The organism is Micromonospora sp. WMMD882, from assembly GCF_027497255.1.
In the GTDB taxonomy this organism is placed as follows: domain Bacteria; phylum Actinomycetota; class Actinomycetes; order Mycobacteriales; family Micromonosporaceae; genus Micromonospora.
Genome location: NZ_CP114903.1, coordinates 4,670,331 through 4,694,165, shown reverse-complemented (window position 1 = coordinate 4,694,165; position 23,835 = coordinate 4,670,331). Strand labels below are relative to the sequence as shown.

At 71.3% G+C, this 23,835-nt stretch carries 22 protein-coding genes; 13 read left to right on the top strand and 9 right to left on the bottom strand.

Annotated features, from left to right (window positions below):
• Positions 1-648 (top strand): dihydroxyacetone kinase subunit DhaL, encoded by a 648-nt coding sequence (gene dhaL / locus O7606_RS19890; protein WP_281595533.1) that lies wholly within the window; start codon positions 1-3, stop codon positions 646-648.
• A gap of 8 nt (positions 649-656) precedes the next feature.
• Complete coding sequence (locus tag O7606_RS19885) at positions 657-1,475, top strand: N-acyl homoserine lactonase family protein (protein ID WP_281595531.1); 819 nt, start codon at positions 657-659, stop codon at positions 1,473-1,475.
• A gap of 63 nt (positions 1,476-1,538) precedes the next feature.
• On the opposite strand, the gene O7606_RS19880 is transcribed toward O7606_RS19885, so the two are convergent.
• The 5 genes from O7606_RS19880 to O7606_RS19860 all read right to left on the bottom strand — a co-directional run bounded on the left by O7606_RS19880 (position 1,539) and on the right by O7606_RS19860 (position 6,297).
• Positions 1,539-2,270 (bottom strand): FadR/GntR family transcriptional regulator, encoded by a 732-nt coding sequence (locus O7606_RS19880; RefSeq protein ID WP_281595530.1) that lies wholly within the window; start codon positions 2,268-2,270, stop codon positions 1,539-1,541.
• Between the two features lie 175 nt (positions 2,271-2,445).
• On the bottom strand, positions 2,446-3,165 hold the full coding sequence (locus O7606_RS19875; protein WP_281595529.1) for a gluconate 2-dehydrogenase subunit 3 family protein: 720 nt from the start codon (positions 3,163-3,165) through the stop codon (positions 2,446-2,448).
• Between the two features lie 36 nt (positions 3,166-3,201).
• Positions 3,202-4,869, bottom strand: a complete 1,668-nt coding sequence (locus O7606_RS19870) for a GMC family oxidoreductase (RefSeq protein WP_281595528.1) — start codon at positions 4,867-4,869, stop codon at positions 3,202-3,204.
• Positions 4,870-4,980: 111 nt separating this feature from the next.
• Positions 4,981-5,505 (bottom strand): type 1 glutamine amidotransferase domain-containing protein, encoded by a 525-nt coding sequence (locus O7606_RS19865; RefSeq protein WP_281595527.1) that lies wholly within the window; start codon positions 5,503-5,505, stop codon positions 4,981-4,983.
• 78 nt (positions 5,506-5,583) lie between these two features.
• Positions 5,584-6,297, bottom strand: a complete 714-nt coding sequence (locus O7606_RS19860) for an isochorismatase family cysteine hydrolase (RefSeq protein ID WP_281595526.1) — start codon at positions 6,295-6,297, stop codon at positions 5,584-5,586.
• A 530-nt stretch (positions 6,298-6,827) separates the two neighbouring features.
• Between O7606_RS19860 and O7606_RS19855 the strand changes: the two genes are divergently transcribed.
• From O7606_RS19855 to O7606_RS19805, 11 genes are read left to right on the top strand one after another with little or no spacing between them, the layout of a single operon-like run.
• Complete coding sequence (locus tag O7606_RS19855) at positions 6,828-7,820, top strand: carbohydrate kinase family protein (protein WP_281595525.1); 993 nt, start codon at positions 6,828-6,830, stop codon at positions 7,818-7,820.
• Positions 7,817-9,034, top strand: a complete 1,218-nt coding sequence (locus tag O7606_RS19850) for an SIS domain-containing protein (protein WP_281595524.1) — start codon at positions 7,817-7,819, stop codon at positions 9,032-9,034. The genes O7606_RS19855 and O7606_RS19850 overlap by 4 nt, the downstream gene beginning before the upstream one ends.
• 28 nt (positions 9,035-9,062) lie before the next feature.
• Entirely contained in the window at positions 9,063-10,670 is a 1,608-nt protein-coding gene (locus O7606_RS19845) for an ABC transporter substrate-binding protein (protein ID WP_281595523.1), read from the top strand.
• Between the two features lie 22 nt (positions 10,671-10,692).
• Positions 10,693-11,613, top strand: a complete 921-nt coding sequence (locus O7606_RS19840) for an ABC transporter permease (RefSeq protein WP_281595522.1) — start codon at positions 10,693-10,695, stop codon at positions 11,611-11,613.
• Positions 11,613-12,524 carry an ABC transporter permease gene (locus tag O7606_RS19835; protein ID WP_281595521.1) on the top strand — a complete coding sequence of 304 codons (912 nt, stop codon included), beginning with the start codon at positions 11,613-11,615 and terminating at the stop codon, positions 12,522-12,524. Before O7606_RS19840 ends, O7606_RS19835 begins: the two co-directional genes overlap by 1 nt.
• Positions 12,521-13,639 carry a hypothetical protein gene (locus O7606_RS19830; RefSeq protein WP_281595520.1) on the top strand — a complete coding sequence of 373 codons (1,119 nt, stop codon included), beginning with the start codon at positions 12,521-12,523 and terminating at the stop codon, positions 13,637-13,639. Before O7606_RS19835 ends, O7606_RS19830 begins: the two co-directional genes overlap by 4 nt.
• Positions 13,629-14,387, top strand: a complete 759-nt coding sequence (locus tag O7606_RS19825; protein WP_281595519.1) for a GntR family transcriptional regulator — start codon at positions 13,629-13,631, stop codon at positions 14,385-14,387. Before O7606_RS19830 ends, O7606_RS19825 begins: the two co-directional genes overlap by 11 nt.
• Positions 14,384-16,495: an ABC transporter ATP-binding protein gene (locus O7606_RS19820; RefSeq protein WP_281595518.1), complete on the top strand. Its 2,112-nt coding sequence runs from the start codon at positions 14,384-14,386 to the stop codon at positions 16,493-16,495. The genes O7606_RS19825 and O7606_RS19820 overlap by 4 nt, the downstream gene beginning before the upstream one ends.
• A 2-nt stretch (positions 16,496-16,497) precedes the next feature.
• Positions 16,498-17,442, top strand: coding sequence for a deoxyribose-phosphate aldolase (gene deoC, locus O7606_RS19815; RefSeq protein ID WP_281595517.1), 945 nt, complete (start codon positions 16,498-16,500; stop codon positions 17,440-17,442).
• Between the two features lie 3 nt (positions 17,443-17,445).
• A complete protein-coding gene (locus tag O7606_RS19810; RefSeq protein ID WP_281595516.1) occupies positions 17,446-18,903 on the top strand; it encodes an aldehyde dehydrogenase family protein in 1,458 nt (485 codons plus the stop codon).
• On the top strand, positions 18,896-19,720 hold the full coding sequence (locus O7606_RS19805; RefSeq protein WP_281595515.1) for an aldehyde dehydrogenase family protein: 825 nt from the start codon (positions 18,896-18,898) through the stop codon (positions 19,718-19,720). Before O7606_RS19810 ends, O7606_RS19805 begins: the two co-directional genes overlap by 8 nt.
• Before the next feature lie 175 nt (positions 19,721-19,895).
• Here O7606_RS19805 and O7606_RS19800 read toward each other — a convergent pair whose 3' ends face one another.
• From O7606_RS19800 to O7606_RS19785, 4 genes are read right to left on the bottom strand one after another with little or no spacing between them, the layout of a single operon-like run.
• On the bottom strand, positions 19,896-20,354 hold the full coding sequence (locus tag O7606_RS19800) for an NUDIX hydrolase (RefSeq protein ID WP_281595514.1): 459 nt from the start codon (positions 20,352-20,354) through the stop codon (positions 19,896-19,898).
• On the bottom strand, positions 20,351-21,595 hold the full coding sequence (locus tag O7606_RS19795; protein WP_281595513.1) for a hypothetical protein: 1,245 nt from the start codon (positions 21,593-21,595) through the stop codon (positions 20,351-20,353). The genes O7606_RS19800 and O7606_RS19795 overlap by 4 nt, the downstream gene beginning before the upstream one ends.
• A 24-nt stretch (positions 21,596-21,619) precedes the next feature.
• Positions 21,620-23,107 carry a phosphonoacetaldehyde dehydrogenase gene (gene phnY, locus O7606_RS19790; RefSeq protein ID WP_281595512.1) on the bottom strand — a complete coding sequence of 496 codons (1,488 nt, stop codon included), beginning with the start codon at positions 23,105-23,107 and terminating at the stop codon, positions 21,620-21,622.
• Positions 23,104-23,835: a sulfite exporter TauE/SafE family protein gene (locus O7606_RS19785; RefSeq protein WP_281595511.1), complete on the bottom strand. Its 732-nt coding sequence runs from the start codon at positions 23,833-23,835 to the stop codon at positions 23,104-23,106. The genes phnY and O7606_RS19785 overlap by 4 nt, the downstream gene beginning before the upstream one ends.

The window sequence follows — 23,835 nt, the reverse complement described above, 5'->3', positions numbered from 1 at the left end:
ATGCCCGCCACCCTGTCCCAGGCAACCGTGACGGCCTGGCTGGAACGCTTCTGCGCCGAGATCGTCGCGGCCGAGTCCCGGCTGAACGAGCTGGACTCCGCCACCGGTGACGGTGAGCACGGCTCCAACCTGAGCCAGGGCGCGGCAGCCGTCCGGGCGCTGTTGCGGCAGGGCCGATCCGACGATCTCCAGCAGCAGTTGGAGGGCGTGGCCATGGCGCTGGTCAACTCCGTCGGTGGCGCCAGCGGGGCGCTGTACGGCACGTTCTTCCTCCGCCTGAGCGACGTCGGCGTCGGCCGAACCGCGCTGGGCCTCACCGATCTCACCGAGGGACTCCGCTCGGCCCTCGCGGGCATCCGCGAGCTCGGCGGCTCGGCCCCCGGTGACAAGACGCTCGTCGACGCGCTCCATCCGGCCGTCGCCGAGCTCGACTCCCCCGCCGCCCGCTCCGCTGGCCTCGTGCCGGCCCTCGACCGCGCCGCCCAGGCGGCCGAACGGGGGCGCGACGCCACCGCCGCGATGGTGGCCAGGATGGGCCGGGGAAGCTACCTCGGCGATCGTGGTCGCGGACACGTCGACGCGGGCGCGACCTCGATGGCGATGCTCCTACGCTGCCTGCACGTCAGCGCCGAGGCGGCGGCCCGGTGAGATCCTCGGTGACCTCACTCCACCTCCTCGACGGCGGCGTGCTGGAGGTCGAGTCGAGCGTGGTCGTCCCCGGCACCGGGTTCGGCCGTCGTGTCGCCGTACCGGTGCAGATGTTCCTGGTCGGCACCACCTCGGGGTACGTCCTCGTCGACACCGGCAACGATCCCGGGGTCATCGACGACCCGGTCGCCACCTGGGGACCAGAGCTGGCGGCGGCCTCCCGTCCGCGCGTGCGGCCACACCAGCACCCGGCCCGGCAACTGGAGCTGCTCGGCCTCACGCCACGCGACGTACGGGCGGTGGTCTACACCCATCTGCACCACGACCACGCCGGTGGCGGACGGGTCTTCCCCGGCGCCGTGCACGTCGTGCAACGCGGGGAGTTGCGGTGGGCGCGCAGCCCCGACGGGCACGCGGGCAAGGCGTACGTGCCGGCGGACTTCGCGGCGACGAACTGGACCCTCGCCGAGGGCGACTGGCACATGCTCCCGGGAATCCAGTTGATGACCACCCCGGGCCACACCCCCGGGCACCAGTCGGTGGTGCTCTGGGACGTGCCGGACCTGGGCAACGTCATTCTCGCCGGCGACGCGATAAACACCGTCGGATGCATCGACGACGACCTCCCGCCGGGCATCGCGACCGACACCCTGGCCGCCGTGCAGTCGATGCGCCGCCTCACCGCGCTGGCCGACGCGACGGACGCGCTCGTCGTGACCGGGCACGACCCGGCCCAGTTCGAGTCCCTGCCGAAGGCTCCCGAGCGGCTACGCCGACCGGTCGGCGGGCCGGCTCACCGCCCGAAGGCGATGCTGGATCTCCGCTGACCCGCCGAACGGAGAGCGCCGCCGCCGGACGCCCGGCGGCGGCGCTTCCGCGCGACAGCCGCGTTACCCGCGCTCGGCGCGCTGGTCCAGGTGCCCGGCGATGTCGCGCTCGACGTCGCGGATGTGGCTCAGCGCCGCGGACCGGGCGTCCCGCACCCGGTGACCGATGATGGCCTTGCAGAGCGCGACATGCCCGGCATGCGCGTGCGCCCGGCGGCCGGGCAGCTTGATGACCCGGTGGGAGTACTTGAAGAAGAGCGGCTCGATGCTCTCCATGAGCTTCAACAGCAGTCGGTTCTTGGTGGCCGCGACGATCGCGCGGTGCAGCTCGGCGTCGAGCTTGACAAACGCGTCGTCGCTCAGTTGCGGATTCTCGGCCTCGGTCAGGATCCGCTGGAGGTCGGCGGCCTCCTGGGCGGTGATCCGCCGGGCCGCGAGGCTGGCGGCATCCGGTTCGAGCGACATGCGCACCTCGAACAGCTCCGGCACCGTGAAGTCGTCGAACACCAGCAGGTCGGAGAGCTTCGGCATCGCCTTCTTGTCGCTGACGACGAAGACCCCGCGACCGTGGTCGGTCCGCAGCATGCCGCTGGTCTCCACGACGCGGATCGCCTCGCGCATCGAGCTGCGCCCGACGCCGAACCGCTCGGCGAGCACCCGCTCGGGCGGCAGCTTCTCACCGGGCCTGATGTCGCCCCGGGTGATCATCTGCTCGAGCTGGGCCGCTACGGAGTCGGCGACCTTCAGCCGGCGGACCGGCTCGAAATCGCCGGGACCAAAGCCGGTCATCTCCATGACCCCTTTCACCGAACGGGCGCGTGACCCGCTCGCAATGATCAACTGACAAGGAATGGTCAGATCTCCTGAACACATTCTAGCGGTTCCGCGCGCCAGGCATGGGCCCGCCCACCCGTGCACAGACAACCGTGGCCCGGGCGGAACACGCCCGGGCCACGGCTCGCTCCAGGTCCTACCGGTCAGCCGGCCGGAACGGGTGCTCCCGCAGATGCGGGACCAGTTCCTCCCAGGCGTAGTCACCCTCCATGAAGTACGCGGTGGTGTCGTACGTGCCGTCCATCGTGTCCTTCAACGACTCCGGACCGACGAATCCGATCACCTGCCAGCCGACGCGACCCCGGTTCCCGCCGTACACCGGGTCGCAGTAGAACCCCTGCTTCGTGTGCAGGCACAACGCCGGGAAGAACGCCATCCCCTCGTCGAAGGTGCCCTGGAGGAACGTGGTCACCGCCTCCGTCGTCCCCAGGGTGACCCTGGACGGCTTCGGCGCGCCGGAGTACAACTCCAGCACGCCGTCCTGCTGCTCCTCGGTCAACTCCTTGAAGTCGACGTCGTAGTTCGTCCGGGCCACCCCGTCCAGGTCGCGGATGCCCTGGCGGTAGGTCTGCTGCATGTCCCACATGCGGGCCCGCCACGCCTCGGCGAACTTGCCGGTCAGCTTGAGGAACCCGGTTCCGTCCGCAGCGGCGAAGACGTAGTCGATGCCGGACAGGTAGCGGTCGATGAAGACGACCACCCGGGCCTCCCGCGCCCCGGGGTCGTGGTCGGTCGGGATGATGCGGGCGGTGGCGGCCTCGATCGTCTCCCACTCGTGCTCGGTGAAGAACAGCCGTTCGTTCGAGTCGGGGTCGATCGGCGACCCGACGACCTCCCAGTCAGCCTTGAGGGTCACAAGTCCTCCTTCCTCGGGTGGCTCAACGTGCTCTGGCTAGTCGACCGTGATGTGCTCTTCGCGGCCCTTGGCGAAGGTGTCGACGATGTAGTCGCACGCGCGCCAGGCGTTGGCCATCATGGTCAGCGTCGGGTTGACGCCGGTCGACGTCGGGAAACCGGAACCGTCCACGACGAACAGGTTGTCGACGTCGTGGGTCTGGCACCACTCGTTGAGCACCGACGTCGTCGGGTCGTTGCCCATCCGTGCCGTGCCGTGCTGGTGGCAGGTGTTGCCGGTCATCCGGTCGAGATACACCGGGACCGTCTTACGCGCGCCGGCCACCTCCAGGATCTCGGCGTTCTTGTCCACCTGCCACTTGCTCATCCGCACGTCGTTGTCATGCGGCTGGTGGGTGATCCGGGCGACCGGCAGGCCCCAGGCGTCCTTCACGGTCGGGTCGAGATCCACCCGGTTGGACTCACGCGGCATGTCGTGCAGGATCGCGCCGATCTTCATCGCGTAGTTGAAGTAGTCGCGGTCGGCGTCCTTGAGGGCGCCACCCCAGCTCGGTCGGCCCGGGAAGACCCAGTTGACCGGGTGGACCGTCTGCGAGGCCGAGATCAGGCAGCCACCGATGTGGCCGCGGTTCTCGTCGGTCTCGTAGAACTCGAACGTGCCGCCGCTGATGTAGTTGCCGGCCCAGCCGTACAGCGGATCGTCGACCTCCTTGTCGAACAGGCCGACGGCGAACACGTACTCGTGGAAGGTGGCGTTCTTGCCGACCAGGCCGCTGGAGTTGGCCAGGCCGTCCGGGTGGCGGGCAGAGCGCGACATGAGCATCAGCCGGGCCGACTCGATGGCGCCCAGCCCCAGCACGACGACCTTCGCGTCCTGCTCGACCTCCCGGCCCTCGGGGTCGATGTAGACGACACCGGTGGCCCGCCCGTCCGTGCCGACCCTGATCTCCCGGACGAAGCACTCCGAGCGCAGCTCGAAGTTGCCGGTCGCCACCGCTTCCGGGATGAACGTGGTGAGGGTGTTCGACCGGGCGCCGCTCGGGTCACCGTACTGGTTCCAGAAGCTGGTCTTGTTGAACGGGTCGCGACCCTTGTGCCGGTTGGTGACCATGGCGTGCGGAATCGGGAACGCGTTGATCCCCATCTTCTTGGCCGCGTCGTAGAAGCGCCGGCCGAAGCGGGTCGGGCGCAGCGGCTCGCTGGGGAAGGGGCGGCTGCGGAACGGCTCGTACTTGTCCGCGCCCGCGACGCCGGAGACGCCGAACTCCCACTCGACCCTGGTCAGGTAGGGCTCCAGGTGCTCGTAGCGGATCGGCCAGTCGGCGAGGCTGGCGCCCGCCAGGTCGCCGTGCAGGGAGCGCTGGATGAAGTCCGACTCCCGCGGCCGGGGCACCCAGCCGGCCCAGTGGTTGGTGCCACCGCCGACGAGTTGCGGGGTCGGCGAGAACGGGAACACCTCGGCCACCGAGTTCTCGTCGTGGCGCAGCGTCCGGGGGAACAGCTTCGGATCGGGCCAGAGGTAGTTGCGGTTGACGTACTTGACCTCGTCACCGGAGTAGTGCTCGTGCGCCCGCAGCCACGGGCCCCGGTCGAAGCCGACGACCTTCATGCCGGCCTCGGCCAGCACCTTTACCGCAGTGCCACCGGTCGCGCCGAGCCCGACGACGATGGCGTCGACCGGCTCCGGCTTGAACGAATAAGCCATATCTCTCTCTCCTCTCGAAGGGCGCTCGGTGGCAGGCAGCACCGAAGGGGTCGCCGCCCCGACGCCGCCGGTCCGCTCCCACGGACCCGGCGGCGCAGTCGGGCAGGGCGGTCAGTTGCGCCCGAGGTACTCGACGATGGCCCGGCCGAAGTGGGGCAGGTCGACCGGCGTGCGGGAGGTGATGACGTTGCCGTCCTCGACGACCGGCTCGTCGACCCAGGTGCCGCCCGCGTTCTCGACATCGGTCCTGATCGGCAGATAGCCGGTGATCTTCCTGCCCTTTGTCGCGCCGGCCGAGGCGAGCATCCAGCCGCCGTGGCAGATCGCGGCGACGAGCTTGCCCGACTCGTAGGCGTCCCGGACCAGGTCGATCATCTCCGGGTGCAGACGCATGTTGTCGGGAGCGAACCCGCCGGGAATGACCACCGCGTCGAAGTCGGCGGCGGACACGTCCGGCGCGCCGACGTCCGCCCGCATCGGGTAGTGCTCCTTGCTGTCGTACGACTCCTTGGTGCCGCTGCCGACGACCTGGACGTCCGCGCCGGCCTCCTGCAGGCGCAGGAGGGGGTACCAGCCTTCGAGGATCTGGTACTCGTCCTCGATCAGCAGGGCCACGCGCTTGCCTGAAAGCGACATCTCACGTTCCTTCTCTTCGCGTTTAGGGTGTTGCCCGGTTCCTCGGGTCTGGAGCCGTCGTCGGCGGGGTCGTGCCGGTCAGGCGCCGATCATCTGGAGGAACTCGACGCTGGTACGCACGTCGCCGTGGTTGGCCTGGATGTTGCGCAGGGCCTCCCAGTGCTGCCCGTAGCCGAGCGGCTGCTCGGCGTCACCGGGGATGGAGGCCGGGATGGCGGCGGTGGTGTCGGCCAGAACGACGATCTTGAAGTCCTGGTTGTTGCCGTCGATGGCGGTGGCGATCTGGCAGTTGCCGGTGGACAGGCCCGCCACGACGAGGGTGTCCCGCCCCGCGCGACGCAGGTACTCGGTCAGCGCCGTGCCGTAGAACGAGGAGAACCGGTGCTTGCGGATGACCGGCTCGTCGTCGAGCGGCTTGAGCTCGTCGACCAACTCGTCGCCACCGTTGCCCCACGAGCCGGGGAAGGTCGCCAACTGGCCTTCCAGGCCCCACTTACGGTCGGCGTAGCCGGCGTCCTTGCCGTCGCCGCGCAGGCCCCACAGCGACCAGACGACCGGGATGCCCTTGGCCCGGCAGGCTTCGAGCACGTTTACCACCGGGGGGACGACGTCCTTGCCCTCCGGAGCGCCGCCGATGCTCGGGATGTACATGGCGCCACCGGGCTCGGCACACGCCTTCTGCATGTCCAGCACCAGCAGCATGGTCTTGTCGGGGTCCAGGGTCGGGGCCACCCACGTCGACCGGTCAATGACCTTGTCGATGTTCTCGTAGGTGTAGTCGAGCGAAGACATCGGTCCTCCTCTGGTATGCGACGGGCCCGCAAGCCCGGGTTCGAACGGTGGTGGTCGCTCGGGCCGGACGTCTGCCGCCGCTGCGGGCGGCAACGCCCACTTCGACGCGCATCTGATCTGGTGAGCAGGTGGTCTGAACACTAATCCAGATAACGTCAGAGTCAAGAGGTGTTTCGACTTGACTTCGGCGTCGTTACAACCCGAACCAGCCCGGCGACCGGCCGTCGCGCCCACCGCGCTGACCGGCCCGAACGCCGCCCGGAACTGGTCGCCCGGCCCGCGCCGGCGCGGGCGGGGCCGAAGCGGCTGACCACCCACCCGGACACCGACCCGGAGGCACGCGCCGAGGCGGCGCGCCGGCGCAGATGTCGCGATCCACCCGGTCGCCGGGGCCGACCATGTCGGCGGCGCGCAGCGACCGTCGCATATTACCTGGTCACAGCACCTCCCGCTTCGATAACTGTTCCGGACAAGTATTGACCACTCACCGCTGGCGTGCTCATACTCGTCCGGACAAGTGGGGGTGGGCGATGGGCATCGAATTCGTGGTGACCGGCAACCTGACGATCGACGACGTGGTGACCGCGGACGGCGCCATATCGCCGAGCCAGTGCGGTGGCAACGGCGTGTACGCGGCTGTCGGCGCCTGGATCTGGTCGGATTCGGTCGGACTCGTGGCCGGCGCCGGCGCCGACTACCCGACCGGTTGGCTCGACCGGATCGCCGCCGCCGGGATCGACACCGCGGGGGTCTACCGGCTGCCGGAGACACACGCCCTGCGATCGCGGGTCTTCTACCGGGCCGACGGCTCACGGACCGACCGGGTCGCCGAGGCGACGCTCCCGCCCGAGGTCGCCGCCCTGATCGACCTGTCCCAGGACTTCAGCGCGATGGGCTCCGAGGTGCACCGCGAAGCCTGGCCCCGCTACAGCCCCGCGCCGCCGCAACTGCCCGCGAGCTACCGACGGGCCCGGGGCGCGCATCTCGCGCCGGGCCCGCACGCCAACCTGCGCGCCCTCGCCGCCCAGCTCCGCGCGGCCGACGACCAGACCGTGCTCACCCTCGACTGGCCGTGGTGGGACGAGACCGGGCAGGAGTTCGACGACGAGCTGCTCGGCCTGGTCACCGCCGTGCTGCCGGGGCGGGAGGAGTTGGCCGCCTGGCCGCTGCGGGGGGACGCCGCCGCCACGCTGGCCGGGTTGGTCCGGCGCTGCCCGGTGGTGGTCGTCAAGGAAGGCGCGGACGGCTGCTCGGTGCACACCGCGCCGGCCGTCCGGCGGATCGGAGTGGTGCCGGTCGAGCCCGGTGACCCGACCGGCGCCGGGGACGCCTTCTGCGGTGGTTTCCTCGTCGGTCTGGCCCGCACCGGCGACCCGGTGCTGGCCGCCGCACACGGCGCGGTCTCCGCCTCGTTCGTGGTCGAGACCTTCGGGGCGCTGAGCGTCCTGGAGGTCGACCGGGCCCTGGCCGAGCACCGCCTCAAGAGTCTGATCAGCACCCTGGATGGAGGAATCCCGTCTTGACCACCGATCTGATCGAACCGCCGGCCGCCGAGTACGGCGAGCCGAACCGCGTCTCCGTCGACGACATGATGTACGAGATCGCGCACCAGTCGTACGCCGTCCTGGCCGCCATCGAGGTGGTGGAGGAACAGGTCGCCCGGCTGCCCGAGGAGAAGCTGCGCGACGCCCGGCACGTCTACGTCACCGGCTGCGGTGACTCGTACTTCGCCGGAATCGCCGCCCGGATGGCCTTCCACCGTTTCGCGAAGGTGCCCACCGAGCCGATCGAGGCGCTGGAGTTCGCCCGGTACGCGGCCGACGCCCTGCCCGACGAGAGCCTGGTGCTCGCCATCTCCAACTCGGGCAAGGCCACCCGTACCGTCGAGGCGGCGGCCCGGGCGACCGACGTCGGAGCGTTCTCGGTGGCCGTCACCGGCAGCCCGACCAGTCGGCTCGCCGAGGTCTCCCGGCACACCCTCAACCAGCGGGTGGAGCGGGAGGGCCGGGCGCTGACCATGCCGAGCAACCTGGAGGACGGCGCCGGAAGACCCAGCTTCGGCCTGGCCAACTACCTGGTCAGCTTCACCACGCTGCTGCTGGTGGCGCTGCGGATGGGCCGGCTGCGTGGGCACCTGAGCGAAGCCGAGGTCGACGAGATCACCGAACAGATGCGGGCTGCCGCCCGCGCCGTCGACCAGACCGTGGAGATCTGCGCCGACCCGGCGGACAAACTCGCCCAGCGCTTCGCCGAGCACTCCGACGTGATGATCGTCGGCGGTGGGCCGGCGCACGGCATGGCGCTGTTCTACGGTGCCAAGACCTACGAGCTGGCCCGGATCAACGGCAACGTGCAGCACCTGGAGGAGTGGGCGCACGAGCAGTTCTTCCTCACCGGCTCGACCAGCGAGCTGCTGCTGCTCGCGCCGCCCGGACGGTCCAGCAGCCGGGCCGAGGAGATCCTGCGGACCGCCGCCGCGCTCGGCGCGCACTGCGCCGTGGTCACCGTCGAGGAGGCCGCGGCCAGCTTCGGCGAGGCCGGGCTGGTCCTGCCGGTCGCCGGTAACCACCGTGAGGAGCTGATCGGCATCCCGTACGTGGTGCCCGGCGAGCTCTTCGCCACCCGGGTCGCCGCCCACCGGGGGCACGACGCCTTCGAGTTCGACAGCGAGCTGCAGTACGTCCTGAACATGAAAACCATCCAGGAGAGCCGCATCTACCGACCTCAGCAGCGCTGACAGGCGCTCCTACCGTTGGGAGCCACCCGTGACACCCCGTCCCCTCTTCCGTACCGGCGCGGCCGTCCTGCTCGTCGCCGCGCTGACGGCATGCAGCTCCATCGAACCCGACACCAGCTCCGGCGATGACAGCGCCGGCCCCGGCGAACCCCGCTCCGGCGGCACGCTGACCACCTTCGCCTCGGGCGACCCGGCCAGCCTCGACCCCGCGCTGCTGACCGGCTACGACCAGATCGTCATCGGCACCAACATCCTGGAGGGCCTGTTCCGGCTCAACACCGAAGGCAACGCCGTCGAGCCGGCCCTGGCCGAGAAGGCCGAGGCCGGCGCCGACGGCAGAACCTGGACCATCCAACTGCGGCAGACCACCTTCACCAACGGTGACCCGGTCACCGCCGACGACGTCAAGTTCAGCCTGGAACGGGTGGTGAACCCGGCCACCAAGTCACCCCGGGCGCAGATCATCGACATCGTGGCCGGCGCCACCGAGCTGCGCACCGGCAAGGCCGACGAGATCTCCGGCATCGTGGTGACCGGTGAACGGGCGCTCACCGTCACGCTCACCCAGCCGTACGCCGGCTTCACCGCGCTGCTGGCCAGCCCGCAGTTGGCGATCGTGTCGGAGAGGGCGGCCACCGAGAACGCGGCCGACTTCGGCGCCAAGGTCGTCTCGGCCGGGCCCTTCAAGCTGGGCGAGTGGCAACGCAACCAGCAACTGAGCGCCACCGCCAACGACTCGTACTGGGACGGTCGTCCCTACCTCGACACCGTCATCTGGCGTTTCGTGCCGGACGAGAACACCCGGATGCTCGAGTTCGAGTCGGACAGCATGGACATCACCTGGCTGCCGCCGGCCAGCTACGACCGGTACGCCAAGGACCCGAAGTGGTCGGAGAACCTGGGGCGGGCCGAGACCCTGCACACCGAGATGTTCGCGATCAACATGGAACGCCAGCCGCTCGGCGGGTCCAAGCCGCTGCGTCAGGCGATCTGCGTCACCGTCGACCGGGCCGCCGCGGTCGCCGGTCTGCAGGGACGGGCCAACGAGGCGTACACCCTGCTGCCCGAACCGCTGGAGAAGTCGCCGCCGAAGCCGGCCTGCGCGGCGGACGCCGACGCGGCCGAAGCCCTCGTCGCCGAGGCCGGCGCGCCGACGACACCGCTCCGGCTGATCGCGCCGTCCTGGTCGAACCTGACCAAGACGCTGGAGCTGTACCAGGCCAACCTGAAGGCCGTGGGGATCGACGTCCAGCTCAACCAACTGGAGCAGGCGCAGTACCAGCAGGCTCTCGACCAGGGCGACTTCGACCTGGCCTGGACCTACCGGGTGCCCGACTTCATCGATCCGGACAGCTTCATCACCCCGCTCGTCGCCTCCGACCGGATCGGCTTCGGCAACGCGGCCCGCTACCGCAGCTCCCAGGTGGACAACCTGCTGACGCAGGCCCGCAGCAGCATGGACGAGAACACCCGCGCCGGGCTCTACCAGCAGATCGGCGACGCGGTGCTGGGCGAGCTGGCCTACATCCCGCTGCTGCACAACGTCTACGTCGACATCCACCAGCCGAGGGTCGGCGGGTACGTGCCGTCGGCGATGGACGCGCACAACTACCGCAAGACCTGGGTCGCGCAGTGACCGGACAGGCGGGATCGCACCGGTGAACAGGGTCCTCCGACAGCTCGGCGCCATCCCGCTGCTCGCGCTCGGGGTCGCCCTGGTGGCGTACGTCCTCATCGACGCGCTGCCAGGCGACCCCGCCCGGGTGGTCGCCGGAGCCGGCGCGGACGCGGCCAGCGTCCAGGCCGTCCGGGAGCAGCTCGGACTGGACAAGCCGGCGCCCCAGCGGTTGCTGGAGTACCTGGGCGGGCTGCTCCGGGGTGACCTCGGCACCAGCTTCCAGACCGGGCGACCGGTCCTGGCGGAGCTGCTCGGCGTCTTCCCGAAGACGATCCAACTGGCCCTGGTCGCCGAGCTGATCGCCCTCGCCGCCGGTCTGCTGATCGGCGCCCTGGCCGCGCTGCGCGGCGGACGCTTCGCCTCGAACACCTTGATGACCGGCTCGGCCGTGGCGGTGTCGCTACCGATGTTCGCGCTGGCCCTGCTGCTGCAACTGGTCTTCGCGCAGTGGCTGGGCTGGTTGCCCCCGTCGGGCAGCGGCGGGATGCTCAGCGCGGCGATCGTGCTGCCGGCGATCACCTGCGCGATTCCGTCGGCCGGGTTCGTCGCGCGGTTCGCCCGCGCCTCGATCGCCGGGCACCTCAACGACGAGCATGTCCGCACCGCCATCGCCAAGGGCGTCCGACCGGGCACGGTGGCCCGCCGGCACGTGCTGCGGGTCTCCTACGGGCCACTGATCTCGGTGGCCGCAGCCGATCTGTCCCGGCTGCTCGGCGGGGTCGCCATCGTCGAAGTGATCTTCAGTTGGCCGGGCGCCGGCAAGTACGCCTACGACGCGCTGGTGCACCGGGACCTGCCGGCGTTGCAGGGGGCCCTGCTCGCCATCACCATCGTCGTGCTGCTCACCAACCAGTTCGCCGAGATCGCCTACCGGCTCGTCGACCCTCGGATCGGTGCCTGATGTCTGATCTCCGGAGCGCGTCGCGGCCGGTGTCGCCCGGCCTGACCACCCGCCTGCGGTTGGCCCTCCTGGGCCGCGCCCGCCGGCCGGGCCGACGGACCCTGGTCTGGTGCGCGGTGATCGCCGGGCTGTGGCTCGTGCTCGGGGTGGGAGCGCCGCTGTTCGCCCCGTACGACCCGACCGTCGTGAACGTGACGCCGGGCAACGTGCCGCCGTTCCCGCCCGGGCCGGAGCACTGGTTCGGCACCGACCAGCTCGGTCGGGACATGCTCAGCCGGGTGCTCTACGGGCTGCGCACCTCGATCCTGATCGGGGTCGGCGTACGCACCGTGGTGATGGTGGTCGGCGTGCTCATCGGCTACCTGGCGGCCTTCTCCCCCGGCGTCGCCCGCGTCCTGCTGCTCCGCGCCACCGACATCATGCTGGCGTTCCCGGCCCTCCTGGTGGCGATGGCGGTCACCGCCGTGCTCGGGCCGAGCCTCGCCACGCTGACCCTCGCGCTGGTGATCATCGGCTGGCCGGACGTGGCCCGGCTGGTCTACGGCGAGGCGCTGGCTCTGCGCGAGCGGGACTACGTCTCGGCCGCCCGCACCTTCGGCGCCGGTCGCTGGCACGTCCTGCGGCTGCACGTCCTGCGGCCGATGGCGGTGCAGCTCGGGGTCGCCTGGTCGGTGGGCATTCCGGGCGCGATCATGTACGAGGCCGGGCTGAGCTTCTTCGGCTTCGGCGTCCAACCACCGATGCCGAGCCTGGGCAGCCTGATCAACGATGGGCGCGGCTACGTCTACGCCGCGCCCTGGTACCTGGTCTTCCCCACCCTGACGCTCTGCCTGCTGGTGGTGTCGCTGAACCTGGTGGGTGAGGCGGTCGCCCGTCGCTTCGCCACCCGCAGCTCCACGGAACAGTCGTGAGCGCCGGGTCGTCGGCCGTCGCGGTAGGACGCCGGACGACGATGGTCGGCGTCGGCATCCGGTTCGTCGTACTCGGCTTCGCGTTCACCGTACCGGCGGGGGTCTTTCCGCAGCGGCCGGCGGTGATGGCCGGATACCTGCTGCTGGTGGCCGTCTCCTGCCTGGCCCTGGAGGGGTTCCGCGCCTGGGCGGCGCGGCTGACCGGGCTCGCTTTCACCCTGCTCGCCCTCGGCATGGGCCTGCTCGCCGCCGGCCTGGTGACGGGTGACCGCACGCGTACCGTACTGCACCTGGCGGGCCTCGCGGTCCTGGCCCCGGCCGCCGCGCTGCTCAACGTCGGGCTCACCGACCTGACCGCCCGCCGGTGGCCCGGCGCCCGCCCGGTGCTGACCATGCAGGCGCTGCTCGCCGTCGGGAACGGGGTGCCACCGATCGTGCTGGGCCTGGGGGCGGGCGTCGGCCCCCTGCTGGTCGTCGGGGTGCTCACCGCAGCGGCAGCGGCGGTGCGGGCGCCTCGACAGACCGCCGCCGCCGCGGCGGATGGGCCACCCGCTGGACTGGTGGCCCGGTTGGCGGCCTGCGCCGGCCTGGCCACCGCGGTCCAGCTCGGACTGGTCTCGGGCGCGGCCCTGGTCGTGCCCGACCACGCCGACCAGGCTCTCCTCGGCGCCGGCATCGGGATGATCGTGGGACGGATCGCGGCGTCGCTGCCGGCGGGCGCGCTGCCACGCCGCGGGGTGGTGCTGCTCTGCCTGGTCGGCACCGGCGGCGTGGCGGCGCTCCCGATGGTCGCCGGGCCGGTGGCGGTGACCGTGCTGGCCGTCGTCGCCACCGCCGCGGTGGCCCCGATCTTTCCGACGCTGCTGGGGCTGGGCTACGCCCCCGGCGGGAGCAGCCGGTTCGGCGCGCCGGTCATCATCGCGGCGTCCACCGGTGTCGCCGCCCTGGCGCCCGGCGCGCTCCAACTCGCCCAGCGGCTCGCGCCCGGCACGCAGCACTGGATCCTGCCGGCGCTCGGCCTGCTGCTGGCCGCCCTGGTCAGTACGCTGCCGTGGCCGCGGCAACCAGCGGCGACCCTAGGGAAACTCCACAGAGGAGACGCTCATGTTGGCTGAGCTGCCGCCGATCGACCGGGTCGGTGACCACCCGCTCTACCTTCAGGTCAAGTCCGCGCTGCAGGCCGTCATCGACGGCGGTGGGCTCCCGCACGGCGCCCGGATGCCGTCCGAGAGCGCCGTCGCCGGTCACTACGGGGTCAGCCGGCACGTCGTACGACAGGCGCTGGAGCGGCTGGTCACCGAGGGCCGGCTCACCGCCCGGCACGGCGCCGGATACTTCGTCAACCACCGTCGCATCCACCTGGTGCTGCCGTCGTTGACCAGCTTCTCGGAGGCGATGCGGACGGCGGGCGTGGCCGCCGAGCTGCGGGTGGTGGAGCAGGGCTTCGAGGAGAGCACCCCGGAACTGCGCCGGAAGCTGGACACGCCACGGGCGCGTCGGCTGTACCGGCTGCTGCGGGTCGGCACGGCGGGCGACGAGCCGCTGGTGCTGATCGAGGCGTGGTACCCGTCGCGGGTGGCCCGCGTGGTCGACCACCGGATGATCGAGGAGACCGGTGTCTACCAGCAGTTGAAGGCGGCGGGCCTGCGGCCGGCGCGGGCCGAGAACGAGTTGCGGGTGTCCTTCGTGGATCCGCCGGTGGCGTCGTTGCTCGGTCTGCCCTGGGGGAGCCCGGTGATCGTGACCCACAGCCTCACCTTCGACCAGGACGACCGACCGATGGAGTTCGTCCGCGAGCTGTACCGGGCGGACCGCTTCGTCTTCGACTACGGCTCGAACAGCGAACGGAGACCACGACCATGAGCACCGGGGCCGCCACCCGTCCGTCCGCCGACCTGCCGCCCGGCAGGGAAGCCCTGCTGACCGTACGCGGACTGCGAGTCGCCTTTCCCACCGCGGCGGGTGGGCAGATGGTCGCGGTCGACGGCGTCGACCTCACGTTGGGTCGGAGCGAGATCCTCGGGGTGGTCGGTGAGTCCGGCTCGGGCAAGTCGCTGACCGCGCTCTCCCTGCTGCGGATGGTGCCGCCACCGGGAACGACCAACGGCACGGTCACCTTCGACGGCCGGGACCTGCTCTCCCTGTCCGGCCGTGAGCTGCGCACGGTGCGGGGCGCCCGGATCGCCATGGTGTTCCAGAATCCGTTGGCCGCGCTGAACCCGGTGATCCGGGTGGGTGACCAACTGGTCGAGGCGATGCTCACGCACGGCAGGTACACCGCCGCCCAGGCGCGGACGCGGGCGCGGGAGCTGCTGGAGCTGGTAGGTATCCCCGACGCCGGCGCTCGGCTGCGCGACTTTCCCCACCAGTTCTCGGGTGGGATGCGGCAGCGGATCGTGATCGCGATGGCGGTCAGCAACGACCCTGAGGTGATCATCGCCGACGAGCCGACCACCGCGCTGGACGTGACGATCCAGGCCCAGGTGCTGGACCTCCTGGTGAAGATCAACCGCGAGCTGGGCACCGCCATCGTGCTGATCTCACACAACCTCGGCGTGGTGGCGCGGGCCTGCGACCGGTTGCTGGTCATGTACGGCGGACGGATCGTGGAACAGGGCACCACCGCCGACGTCTTCGCCAACCCGCGGCACCCGTACACCAGGGCCCTGCTGGCGGCGGTCCCCCGGCTGGACAGTCCGCCCGGTGGACTCACCGCGATCCCCGGTCAACCCGCCAGCATCTCCGACCGGCCGGCGGTCGGCTGCCGGTTCGCTCCCCGCTGCGCCCACGCCGACGACCGGTGCCGCGCCGACGAGCCGCCGCAGGCGGAACTGCCGGACCGACACCTGGTGGCCTGCTGGAAGCCGGAGGCGGCGACCGCCGCCGGCGCGGTCGACGGCGCCGCGCTCACCACGGCTGGGACCGGGACGCCCCTGCTGGAGCTACGCGACGTCAGCAAGGAGTTCCGGGCCGGCCGGCTGGTCGGGTGGCGCGGTCGGGGCACGGTGAGCGCGGTCGACAGCGTGTCGTTGACGCTCGGGCGCGCGGAGACCCTCGGCCTGGTCGGCGAGTCCGGCTGCGGCAAGAGCACCCTGGCCCGGTTGGCCATGGGCATCGACCAGCCCACCCGGGGTACGGTCCACTTCGACGGCGTCGACGTCACCGCGCCCGGCGCCCGGCGCGCCGCCGGCCTGCACCGCAAGGCGCAGATCGTCTTCCAGGACCCGAAGGCGAGCCTGAACCCCTGGATGACCGCGGGCGAGTTGGTGGGCGAGCCGCTTCGGGTGCAGCGGATCAGCTCGGGCCGGGATCGCGACGAGCTGGTGGGGCAGGCCCTGGAACGGGTCGGACTGCGCTCCGCCGACGCGAGCCGCTATCCGGGCGAGTTCTCCGGCGGCCAGTTGCAGCGCATCGCCATCGCTCGGGCACTCGTGCTCGACCCGTCCCTGGTGGTCTGCGACGAGCCGGTCTCCGCGCTCGACGTGTCGATCCAGGCGCAGGTGGTGAACCTGTTGTCCGAGCTGCAGAACACGCTCGGCCTGTCGTACCTGTTCGTCGCGCACGACCTGGCGGTGGTACGCGCCGTCAGTCACCGGGTGGCGGTGATGTACCTGGGTCGGATCGTGGAGCTCGCCCCGGCGGAGCAGTTGTACGCCGAGCCGCTGCACCCGTACACGGCGGCGCTCATCTCCGCCGCGCCGGTGCCGGACCCGGTGGTCGAACGGACCCGGAAGTACGTCACCCTCCCCGGCGACCTGCCGAGCCCGCTGCGGCCCCCACCCGGCTGCCGGTTCCACACCCGCTGCCCGATCGGCCCGACGGCCCGGCCGGGTCGTGACATCTGCCGTACGGCGTCGCCGCCGTTGCGGCAGCAGGCGCCGGGGCGCTTCGCCGCCTGCCACTTCGCCGGGGAGCTGCACCGGATCGGCGTCGACCCTGCCCCCTCCACATCGACCGAGGTAGGAGGCTGACCATGGCCCTCGTGCGAGACCTGCCGGACGTGACCGGCTCCGAGACCGCTCTGCGTGCCTTCCTGCACGGCCTGCCCGGGGTGGACCAGGTCGGCGCGGAGCAGCGGGCGGCCCACTTCGGCACCCGATCCATCAAGACCACCGCCAAGGCGCAGGCGGTCGACCTGGCCATCCGGATGGTCGACCTGACCACCCTGGAGGGGGCCGACACTCCGGGGAAGGTGCGGGCTCTCGCGGCGAAGGCGCTGCGACCCGACCCGGCCGACCCGACCTGCCCGCACGTCGGCGCGGTCTGCGTCTACCCGGCGATGGTGCCGTACGCGGCCGAGGTGCTGCGCGGTTCCGGCGTGCACCTGGCCAGCGTGGCGACCGCGTTCCCGTCCGGGCAGGCCCCCCTCGACGTCAAGCTCGCCGACACCCGGGCCGCCGTGGCGGCCGGCGCGGACGAGATCGACATGGTGATCAACCGGGGCGCCTTCCTGACCGGCCGCTACCAGGCCGTCTACGACGAGATCGTGGCGGTCAAGGAGGCCTGCGGGGACGCGCACCTGAAGGTGATCCTGGAGACCGGTGAGCTGGCCACCTACGACAACGTGCGCCGCGCCTCCTGGCTGGCGATGCTGGCCGGCGGTGATTTCATCAAGACGTCCACCGGCAAGGTCCCGGTGGCGGCCACGCTACCGGTGACGTTGGTGATGTTGGAGGCGGTGCGTGACTTCCGGGCGGCCACCGGCCGGCAGGTGGGTGTGAAGCCGGCCGGCGGCATCAAGAACACCAAGGACGCGATCAAATACCTGGTGCTGGTCAACGAGACGGTCGGCGCGGACTGGCTCGACCCGGACTGGTTCCGGTTCGGGGCGTCCAGCCTCCTCAACGACCTGCTCATGCAGCGCACCAAGCTGACCACCGGTGTGTATGCCGGTCCCGACTACTTCACCCTGGACTGACCCATGTTTGAGTACGCGCCCGCCCCGGAGTCCCGTGCGGTGGTGGACCTGAAGCCCTCGTACGGGCTGTTCGTCGACGGCGGGTTCGTCGACCCGACCGACGGTGGCAGCTTCAAGTCGATCAACCCGGCCTCCGAGGAGGTCCTCGCGGAGGTCGCCGAGGCCGGCCCGCAGGATGTGGACCGGGCGGTCCGGGCCGCCCGCACGGCGTACGAGCGGGTGTGGGGGCCGATGCCGGGCCGGGACCGGGCGAAGTACCTGTACCGGATCGCCCGGATCGTGCAGGAACGCTCCCGTGAGCTGGCGGTGCTGGAGTCGCTGGACAACGGCAAACCGATCCGGGAATCGCGGGATGTCGACCTGCCGTTGGTCGCCGCGCATTTCTTCTACTACGCCGGCTGGGCCGACAAACTCGGCTACGCGGGGTTCGGTCGGAGGCCGACCAGCCAGCACAGCGGGGCGGATCCGCGGCCGTTGGGGGTGGCGGCGCAGGTCATCCCGTGGAACTTCCCGCTGCTGATGCTGGCCTGGAAGATCGCCCCGGCCCTCGCGGCCGGGAACACGGTGGTGCTCAAACCGGCCGAGACGACCCCGTTGACCGCGTTGGTGTTCGCCGAGATCTGTCAGCAGGCTGACCTGCCGGCGGGCGTGGTCAACATCGTCACCGGCGCCGGGGACACCGGTCGGGCGTTGGTCGAGCATCCGGGTGTGGACAAGGTCGCGTTCACCGGTTCCACCGAGGTCGGTCGGGCCATCGCCCGCGCGGTCGCCGGCACCGGCAAGAAACTCACCCTGGAGCTGGGCGGCAAAGCGGCGAACATCGTCTTCGACGACGCCCCGATCGACCAGGCGGTCGAGGGGATCGTCACCGGCATCTTCTTCAACCAGGGCCACGTCTGCTGCGCCGGGTCCCGGCTGCTCGTTCAGGAGTCGGTCGCCGAGCAGGTCCTCGAATCGTTGAAACGGCGGATGGCCCAGCTGCGCGTCGGTGACCCGCTGGACAAGAACACCGACGTCGGCGCGATCAACTCCGCCGCCCAGCTCGCCCGGATCACCGAGCTGTCCGACGCCGGCGCCGCCGAAGGCGCGCAACGCTGGTCACCCGCCTGTGAGCTGCCCGAACGCGGGTTCTGGTTCGCCCCGACCATCTTCACCGGGGTCACCCAGGCGCACCGGATCGCCCGGGAGGAGATCTTCGGCCCGGTGCTGTCCGTGCTGACCTTCCGCACCCCTGCGGAGGCCGTGGAGAAGGCCAACAACACGCCGTACGGGCTGTCCGCCGGGATCTGGACGGAGAAGGGCTCCCGGATCCTGTGGACCGCCGACCGGCTACGCGCCGGCGTGGTCTGGGCCAACACGTTCAACAAGTTCGACCCGACCTCGCCGTTCGGCGGCTACAAGGAGTCCGGCTACGGCCGCGAAGGCGGCCGGCACGGGCTGGAAGGGTACCTCGATGTCTGAACGGGTGACCGTGCGGAAGACGTACAAGCTGTTCATCGGCGGGAAGTTCCCCCGCAGCGAGTCAGGACGGTCATACCCGGTGCAGAACGCGAATGTCGCCCTCTCCTCACGCAAGGACGTCCGGGACGCGGTGGTCGCCGCCCGGACCGCCGTGAAGGGCTGGGCCGGCGCGACCGCCTACAACCGGGGACAGATCCTCTACCGCATCGCCGAAATGCTCGAAGGCCGCCGCGAGCAGTTCGTCGCCCTCGGCGTGCCCGCCGACGAAGTCGACACCGCCACCGACCGCTGGGTCTGGTACGCCGGCTGGGCGGACAAGCTCCCCCAGATCCACGGAGGCGCCAACCCCGTCGCCGGCCCCTACTTCAACCTGTCCGCCCCCGAACCCACCGGGGTGGTCGGCGTGATCGCCCCGGAACAGCCGGCGCTACTCGGCCTGGTCAGCGTCATCGCCCCCGCCATCGTCACCGGCAACACGGTCGTCACGCTCACCTCACCCACCGCGCCGCTGGCGGCGATCACCCTGGCCGAGGCGCTCGCCACCAGCGACCTTCCCGCCGGCGTGGTGAACCTGCTCACCGGCCGGGTCGCCGAAACCGCTCCGACGCTGGCCGCGCACCTGGACGTCAACGCCCTCGACCTCACCGGCGTCACCGACCCGCAACTGGCCACCGACCTGGAAATCAAGGCGGCGGAGAACCTCAAACGGGTACTACGACCCGTCCCGGCCGACCACGACTGGACCGCAGACCCCGGCATCACCCGAACGACCGCCCTGCTGGAAACCAAAACCGTCTGGCACCCCAAGGGGGCATGAGACCGCGTGGGGGGTTTCCGGGGGGAGCCCACCCACGCAGGGATCAAGCCTGACCGCCCGGAGTGGGCGGGCTCCCCCCGGAAACCTACGGCCGGCACTGTCCGCGCGGTCCGTGGGGAGGTTTCTGCTTCCGGGTGCTGCCTTGGGGAGGGCGCTGCCTCGGGTGGGGGTTGCGTCAGTCCGGGCCCTCCGGCAGGCCCGGCAGGCGGAACAGGTCGCCATCGGACCGGCGCAGGTCCGCGGCGAGCAGGTCGGCCAGACCGGGTGGGCTCAGGGTGATCGCGGCCAGCGTCCGGTGGTCCAGTCGCCGGGTCTCCAGCAGGTACCCGCCCGCCGTCGGGTCGCTGAACTCCGCCCCGGTCCGGTCCGCCTCGCACCACGTGTCGATCCGGCAGAGGTAGAGGTACTGGCGGCCGGCCGGCGTGTCCAGGACGTACCGGAGGCTGTGGATCCGGGCCGTGCCGCCCACCTCCTCGCGTACCTCCCGCAGCAGCGCGGCCCGGCGATCGGGATCGTCGGGCTCCACGCCCCCGCCCGGCAGGGACCAGTAGACGTCCCGGTCGGGTCGGGTACGCCGGAACACCAACCATCCGTCGGTCGGGGTGAGGAGGATGGCGCGGACCCGTTCCGTCACGGGGCCGCCTGCGCGGCGACGAGCGGAGCCGGCGCGCCCAGGCGCGGGGTGACGGTGACCCGGGCGAACAGGTCGACCAGCCAGCTCTCCAGCACGTCCGGATCCTGGCCGGTGACCAGGCCGGACAGCGGAAGGTTCTCCGGACGGTAGGAGCCCTTCACCGGGGTGGGCCTGTCGACCGGGTACACCTGGTACGTCAGGACGCGCGGGTCGTCGAGCAGCCCGGCCGGCACGTCGACGGTGATCGGCGCACCGCCGTAGACGTGGCCGGGGTACTGGAACTCCCCGTGCAGGTCGGTGGTCTCCGGCCGGTGGATGTGCCCGGTGGCGAGCGCGCCCGACACCTCGGTGGCCATGTCCAGGGTGTGCAGGTGGATCCCGGTCCGCCGCCGGAAGGTGGTCACCGTGTAGCCGCCGCCGCACCGGGCGGCCACCTCCAGGAACACCGGGCCCTGCGGGGTGGTGATGGCCTCCAGGTGGAAGGTGAGCGTGTCGCCGCCGAGCGCGCGCAGGCAGTCCACGGTGAACGCCTCCAGCTCGGGGTGCGGCCGTTGCACCACGCCGAGCGGCCGGCCCTGCTCGAACGACAGGCAGCTCCCCACGTACCGGCTGGCCTGGATCGCGACCGGCTCGCCACGGAACAGGTAGCCGTCGATCTGCCACAGGTCCCCGTCGACGTACTCCTCGACCTCGTACCGCCCGGCGAATCCGGCGTCCGTGCGCTGCTCCCGGGCGACCAGCTCGTGGGCCTGCCGGACGTCCTCGCAGAGGGTCACCCCGCGGCTGCCGGCCCCGCCGCGTGGCTTGACGACGGTGCGGCCCCGCCACGGCGGCGTCACGTCCCCGGTGAGCAGGTCGGTCGCCGGCACGAACCGGGGAACCCGCAGACCCCGGGCGGCGACGGCGGTCTTCATCGCCACCTTGTCGCGGAAGTTGCGGGCCAGGTCGGGTCGCATGCCGGGGACGCCGAACTCGGCCCGCAGCTCGGCCGCCGGGGCGATGAGCAGCTCGTGCCGGGTGAGGATCCGGTCGAACGGCGGCCACCCCCGTAGTCGGGGACGGAGCTGGTCGACCACGGACCGCTCCGGCTCCAGCACCACCTTCGCGCAGCGGACGTCCGCCGGGATGTTCCCGATGTACTCGGCGGTGCCGGCGTACGTGACGTCGTGGCGGGCGTGGTCGAAGGCGTCGGCGTACCCGAGGCGGTCGAACTTGTTCTGGTGCAGGACGAGGATGCGCACGTACGTCTCCAGTGGCTGGTCAGGTCATGGCTGCCAGGGCAGCGAGAAGGTCTTGACGTTGGTGTACGCCTTCATGGTCTCGACCACGCCCTCCTTGTAGCCGAGCCCGGAGTCCTTGATCCCGCCGAACGGCGTCGACTCGATCCGGTAGCCGGGAACCTCGCCGATGTTGACGGTGCCGGCGTGCAGTTGGTCGACGAAGCGCAGCGCCCGGTCCAGGCCCCGGGTGAATACGCCGGCCGACAGGGCGTACCGGCTGGAGTTCGCGATCCGGACGGCCTCGTCGTCGGTGGTGAACCGCACCACCGGGGCGACCGGGCCGAAGACCTCCTCGGTCACCACGGCCATGGTGGGCGTTACCTGGTCGAGCACGGTCGGAGCGTAGTGCGCGCCGGAGCGGACGCCGCCGTGGCGGAGCACCGCGCCGGCCCGGACGGCGTCGTCGACCGCGGCCTCGATCCGCCGGGCCGCCGGCTCGTCGACGACGGTGCCGATGTCGGTCCGGGGATCGAGCGGGTCACCGGTGCGCCACTGCCGCGCCTGCTCGGTGAGGAGGGCCACGAACTCGTCGGCGACCCCGGCCTGCACCAGGATCCGTTTGACCGCCGTGCAGCGCTGCCCCGAGTTCTTGCAGGCCCCCTGGAGGACCAGGCGCGCCGTCTCCGCCAGGTCCGCGTCGTCGAGCACGATCGCCGGGTCGGTCCCGCCGAGCTCGACGATGGTACGGCGGTACCCGGCGCGGGCGGCCACCCGCTTGCCGACCTCGGTGCCGCCGGTGAACGTCACCAGCTCGACGAGCGGGTCCTCGACGAGCGCCGGACCGATCTCGGCGGGATCACCGGTGACCACCTGGAACATCGGGGGCGGCAGGCCCGCCTCGTAGAGGACGTCGGCGAAGGCCAACGCGGCCAGCGGGGTCTTCTCCGACGGCTTGAGCACGAGCCGGTTGTTCGTCGCGACGGCCGGCGCCACCTTGTGCACCACCTGGTTGAGCGGGTGGTTGAACGGCGTGATCGCGCCGATCACGCCGAGCAGCGGCTCCCGCGTGGTGAACACCTTGCGGGCCCGACCGTGCGCGGTCAGATCACACGAGTAGATCTCGCCGTCGTCGACGAGCGCCTGGTTGGCGGCGAACAGCAGGACGTCACAGGCCCGGCCCACCTCGTGACCGGTGTCCTTCAGGCACAGGCCGGACTCCATCGTGATCAGGCGGGCCCACTCCGCGCGCCGGCTGTCGATCAGCTCACGGGTCCGCATCAGGATCGTGTACCGGTCGTGCCGGCTCAGCCGGTCACGGAACCTCGCGGCGACGCGCACCGCCTGCCGTACGTCGTCGGGGGTCGCCATGGCGACGTCGGCGACCGGTTCACCGGTGTGCGGGTAGCGGACCGGGAACGTGCGGTCCCGGGTCAGCGTCTTCCCGTCGACGCGCGGCCCCTCGTGCCGGTACCGCCAGGCGGCGCCCTGCTGCCCGGCGCTCTGCCCAGCGGCGCCCTGCTGCGCGGCGCTCACTGCGCGGCCTGCCAGGTGAGCACGCCCGCGCAGCACAGCATGAAGGCGGAGAAGGCGGCCTGGTACCGGCGGTCCGACATGGCCTGGAACACCCGCCGGCCCAGCAGCAGGTACGGCACGGCCACGCCGACCGTCGACATGAGCAGACGCGGATCCGGCGTCGGCGGGCCGTGCAGGACGTACAGCGCCACCAGTTGGCTCCCGGCGAACAGCAGGTAGACCACCGCCACCGTCCGGTGGACCTCGCGTTTCTGGTCGCTGAGCGCGCCCGCGTACACGGCCAGCAGGCCGCCGCCCATGTTGGTCAGCCCGTGCGCGAGGGCGATCAGGCTCAACGCCGGCCGACCGGCCGCCACGCACGCCGTCTGCAACCTCTGCCGGGTCCAGCGGCTCAGCCGCAGCACCCCGGTGACGGCGAGCAGCACCGCCACCGGAATCCGGATGTCGAGGCCGGTCAGGTAGAGCAGTGACGTCACCGTGCCCACCAGGATCGCCGGCACCACCCACAGCGCGTAGCCACCGACCTCGCGCGGCCGTACCGAGTGGTCGAAGACCAGTTGCAGCGTGCTCAACGTGGCCGACGCCGGCAGCAGGACGTAGAGCAGTTCGAGGTAGGAGTAGCCGGCCATCAGCAGCAGGGGCGTGCCGAAGAGCAGCAGGCCGACCCCGAACACCGACTGGACCACCGCCAGCAGCGCCACCGCGGCGAGGAGCAGGATCTCGTCCAT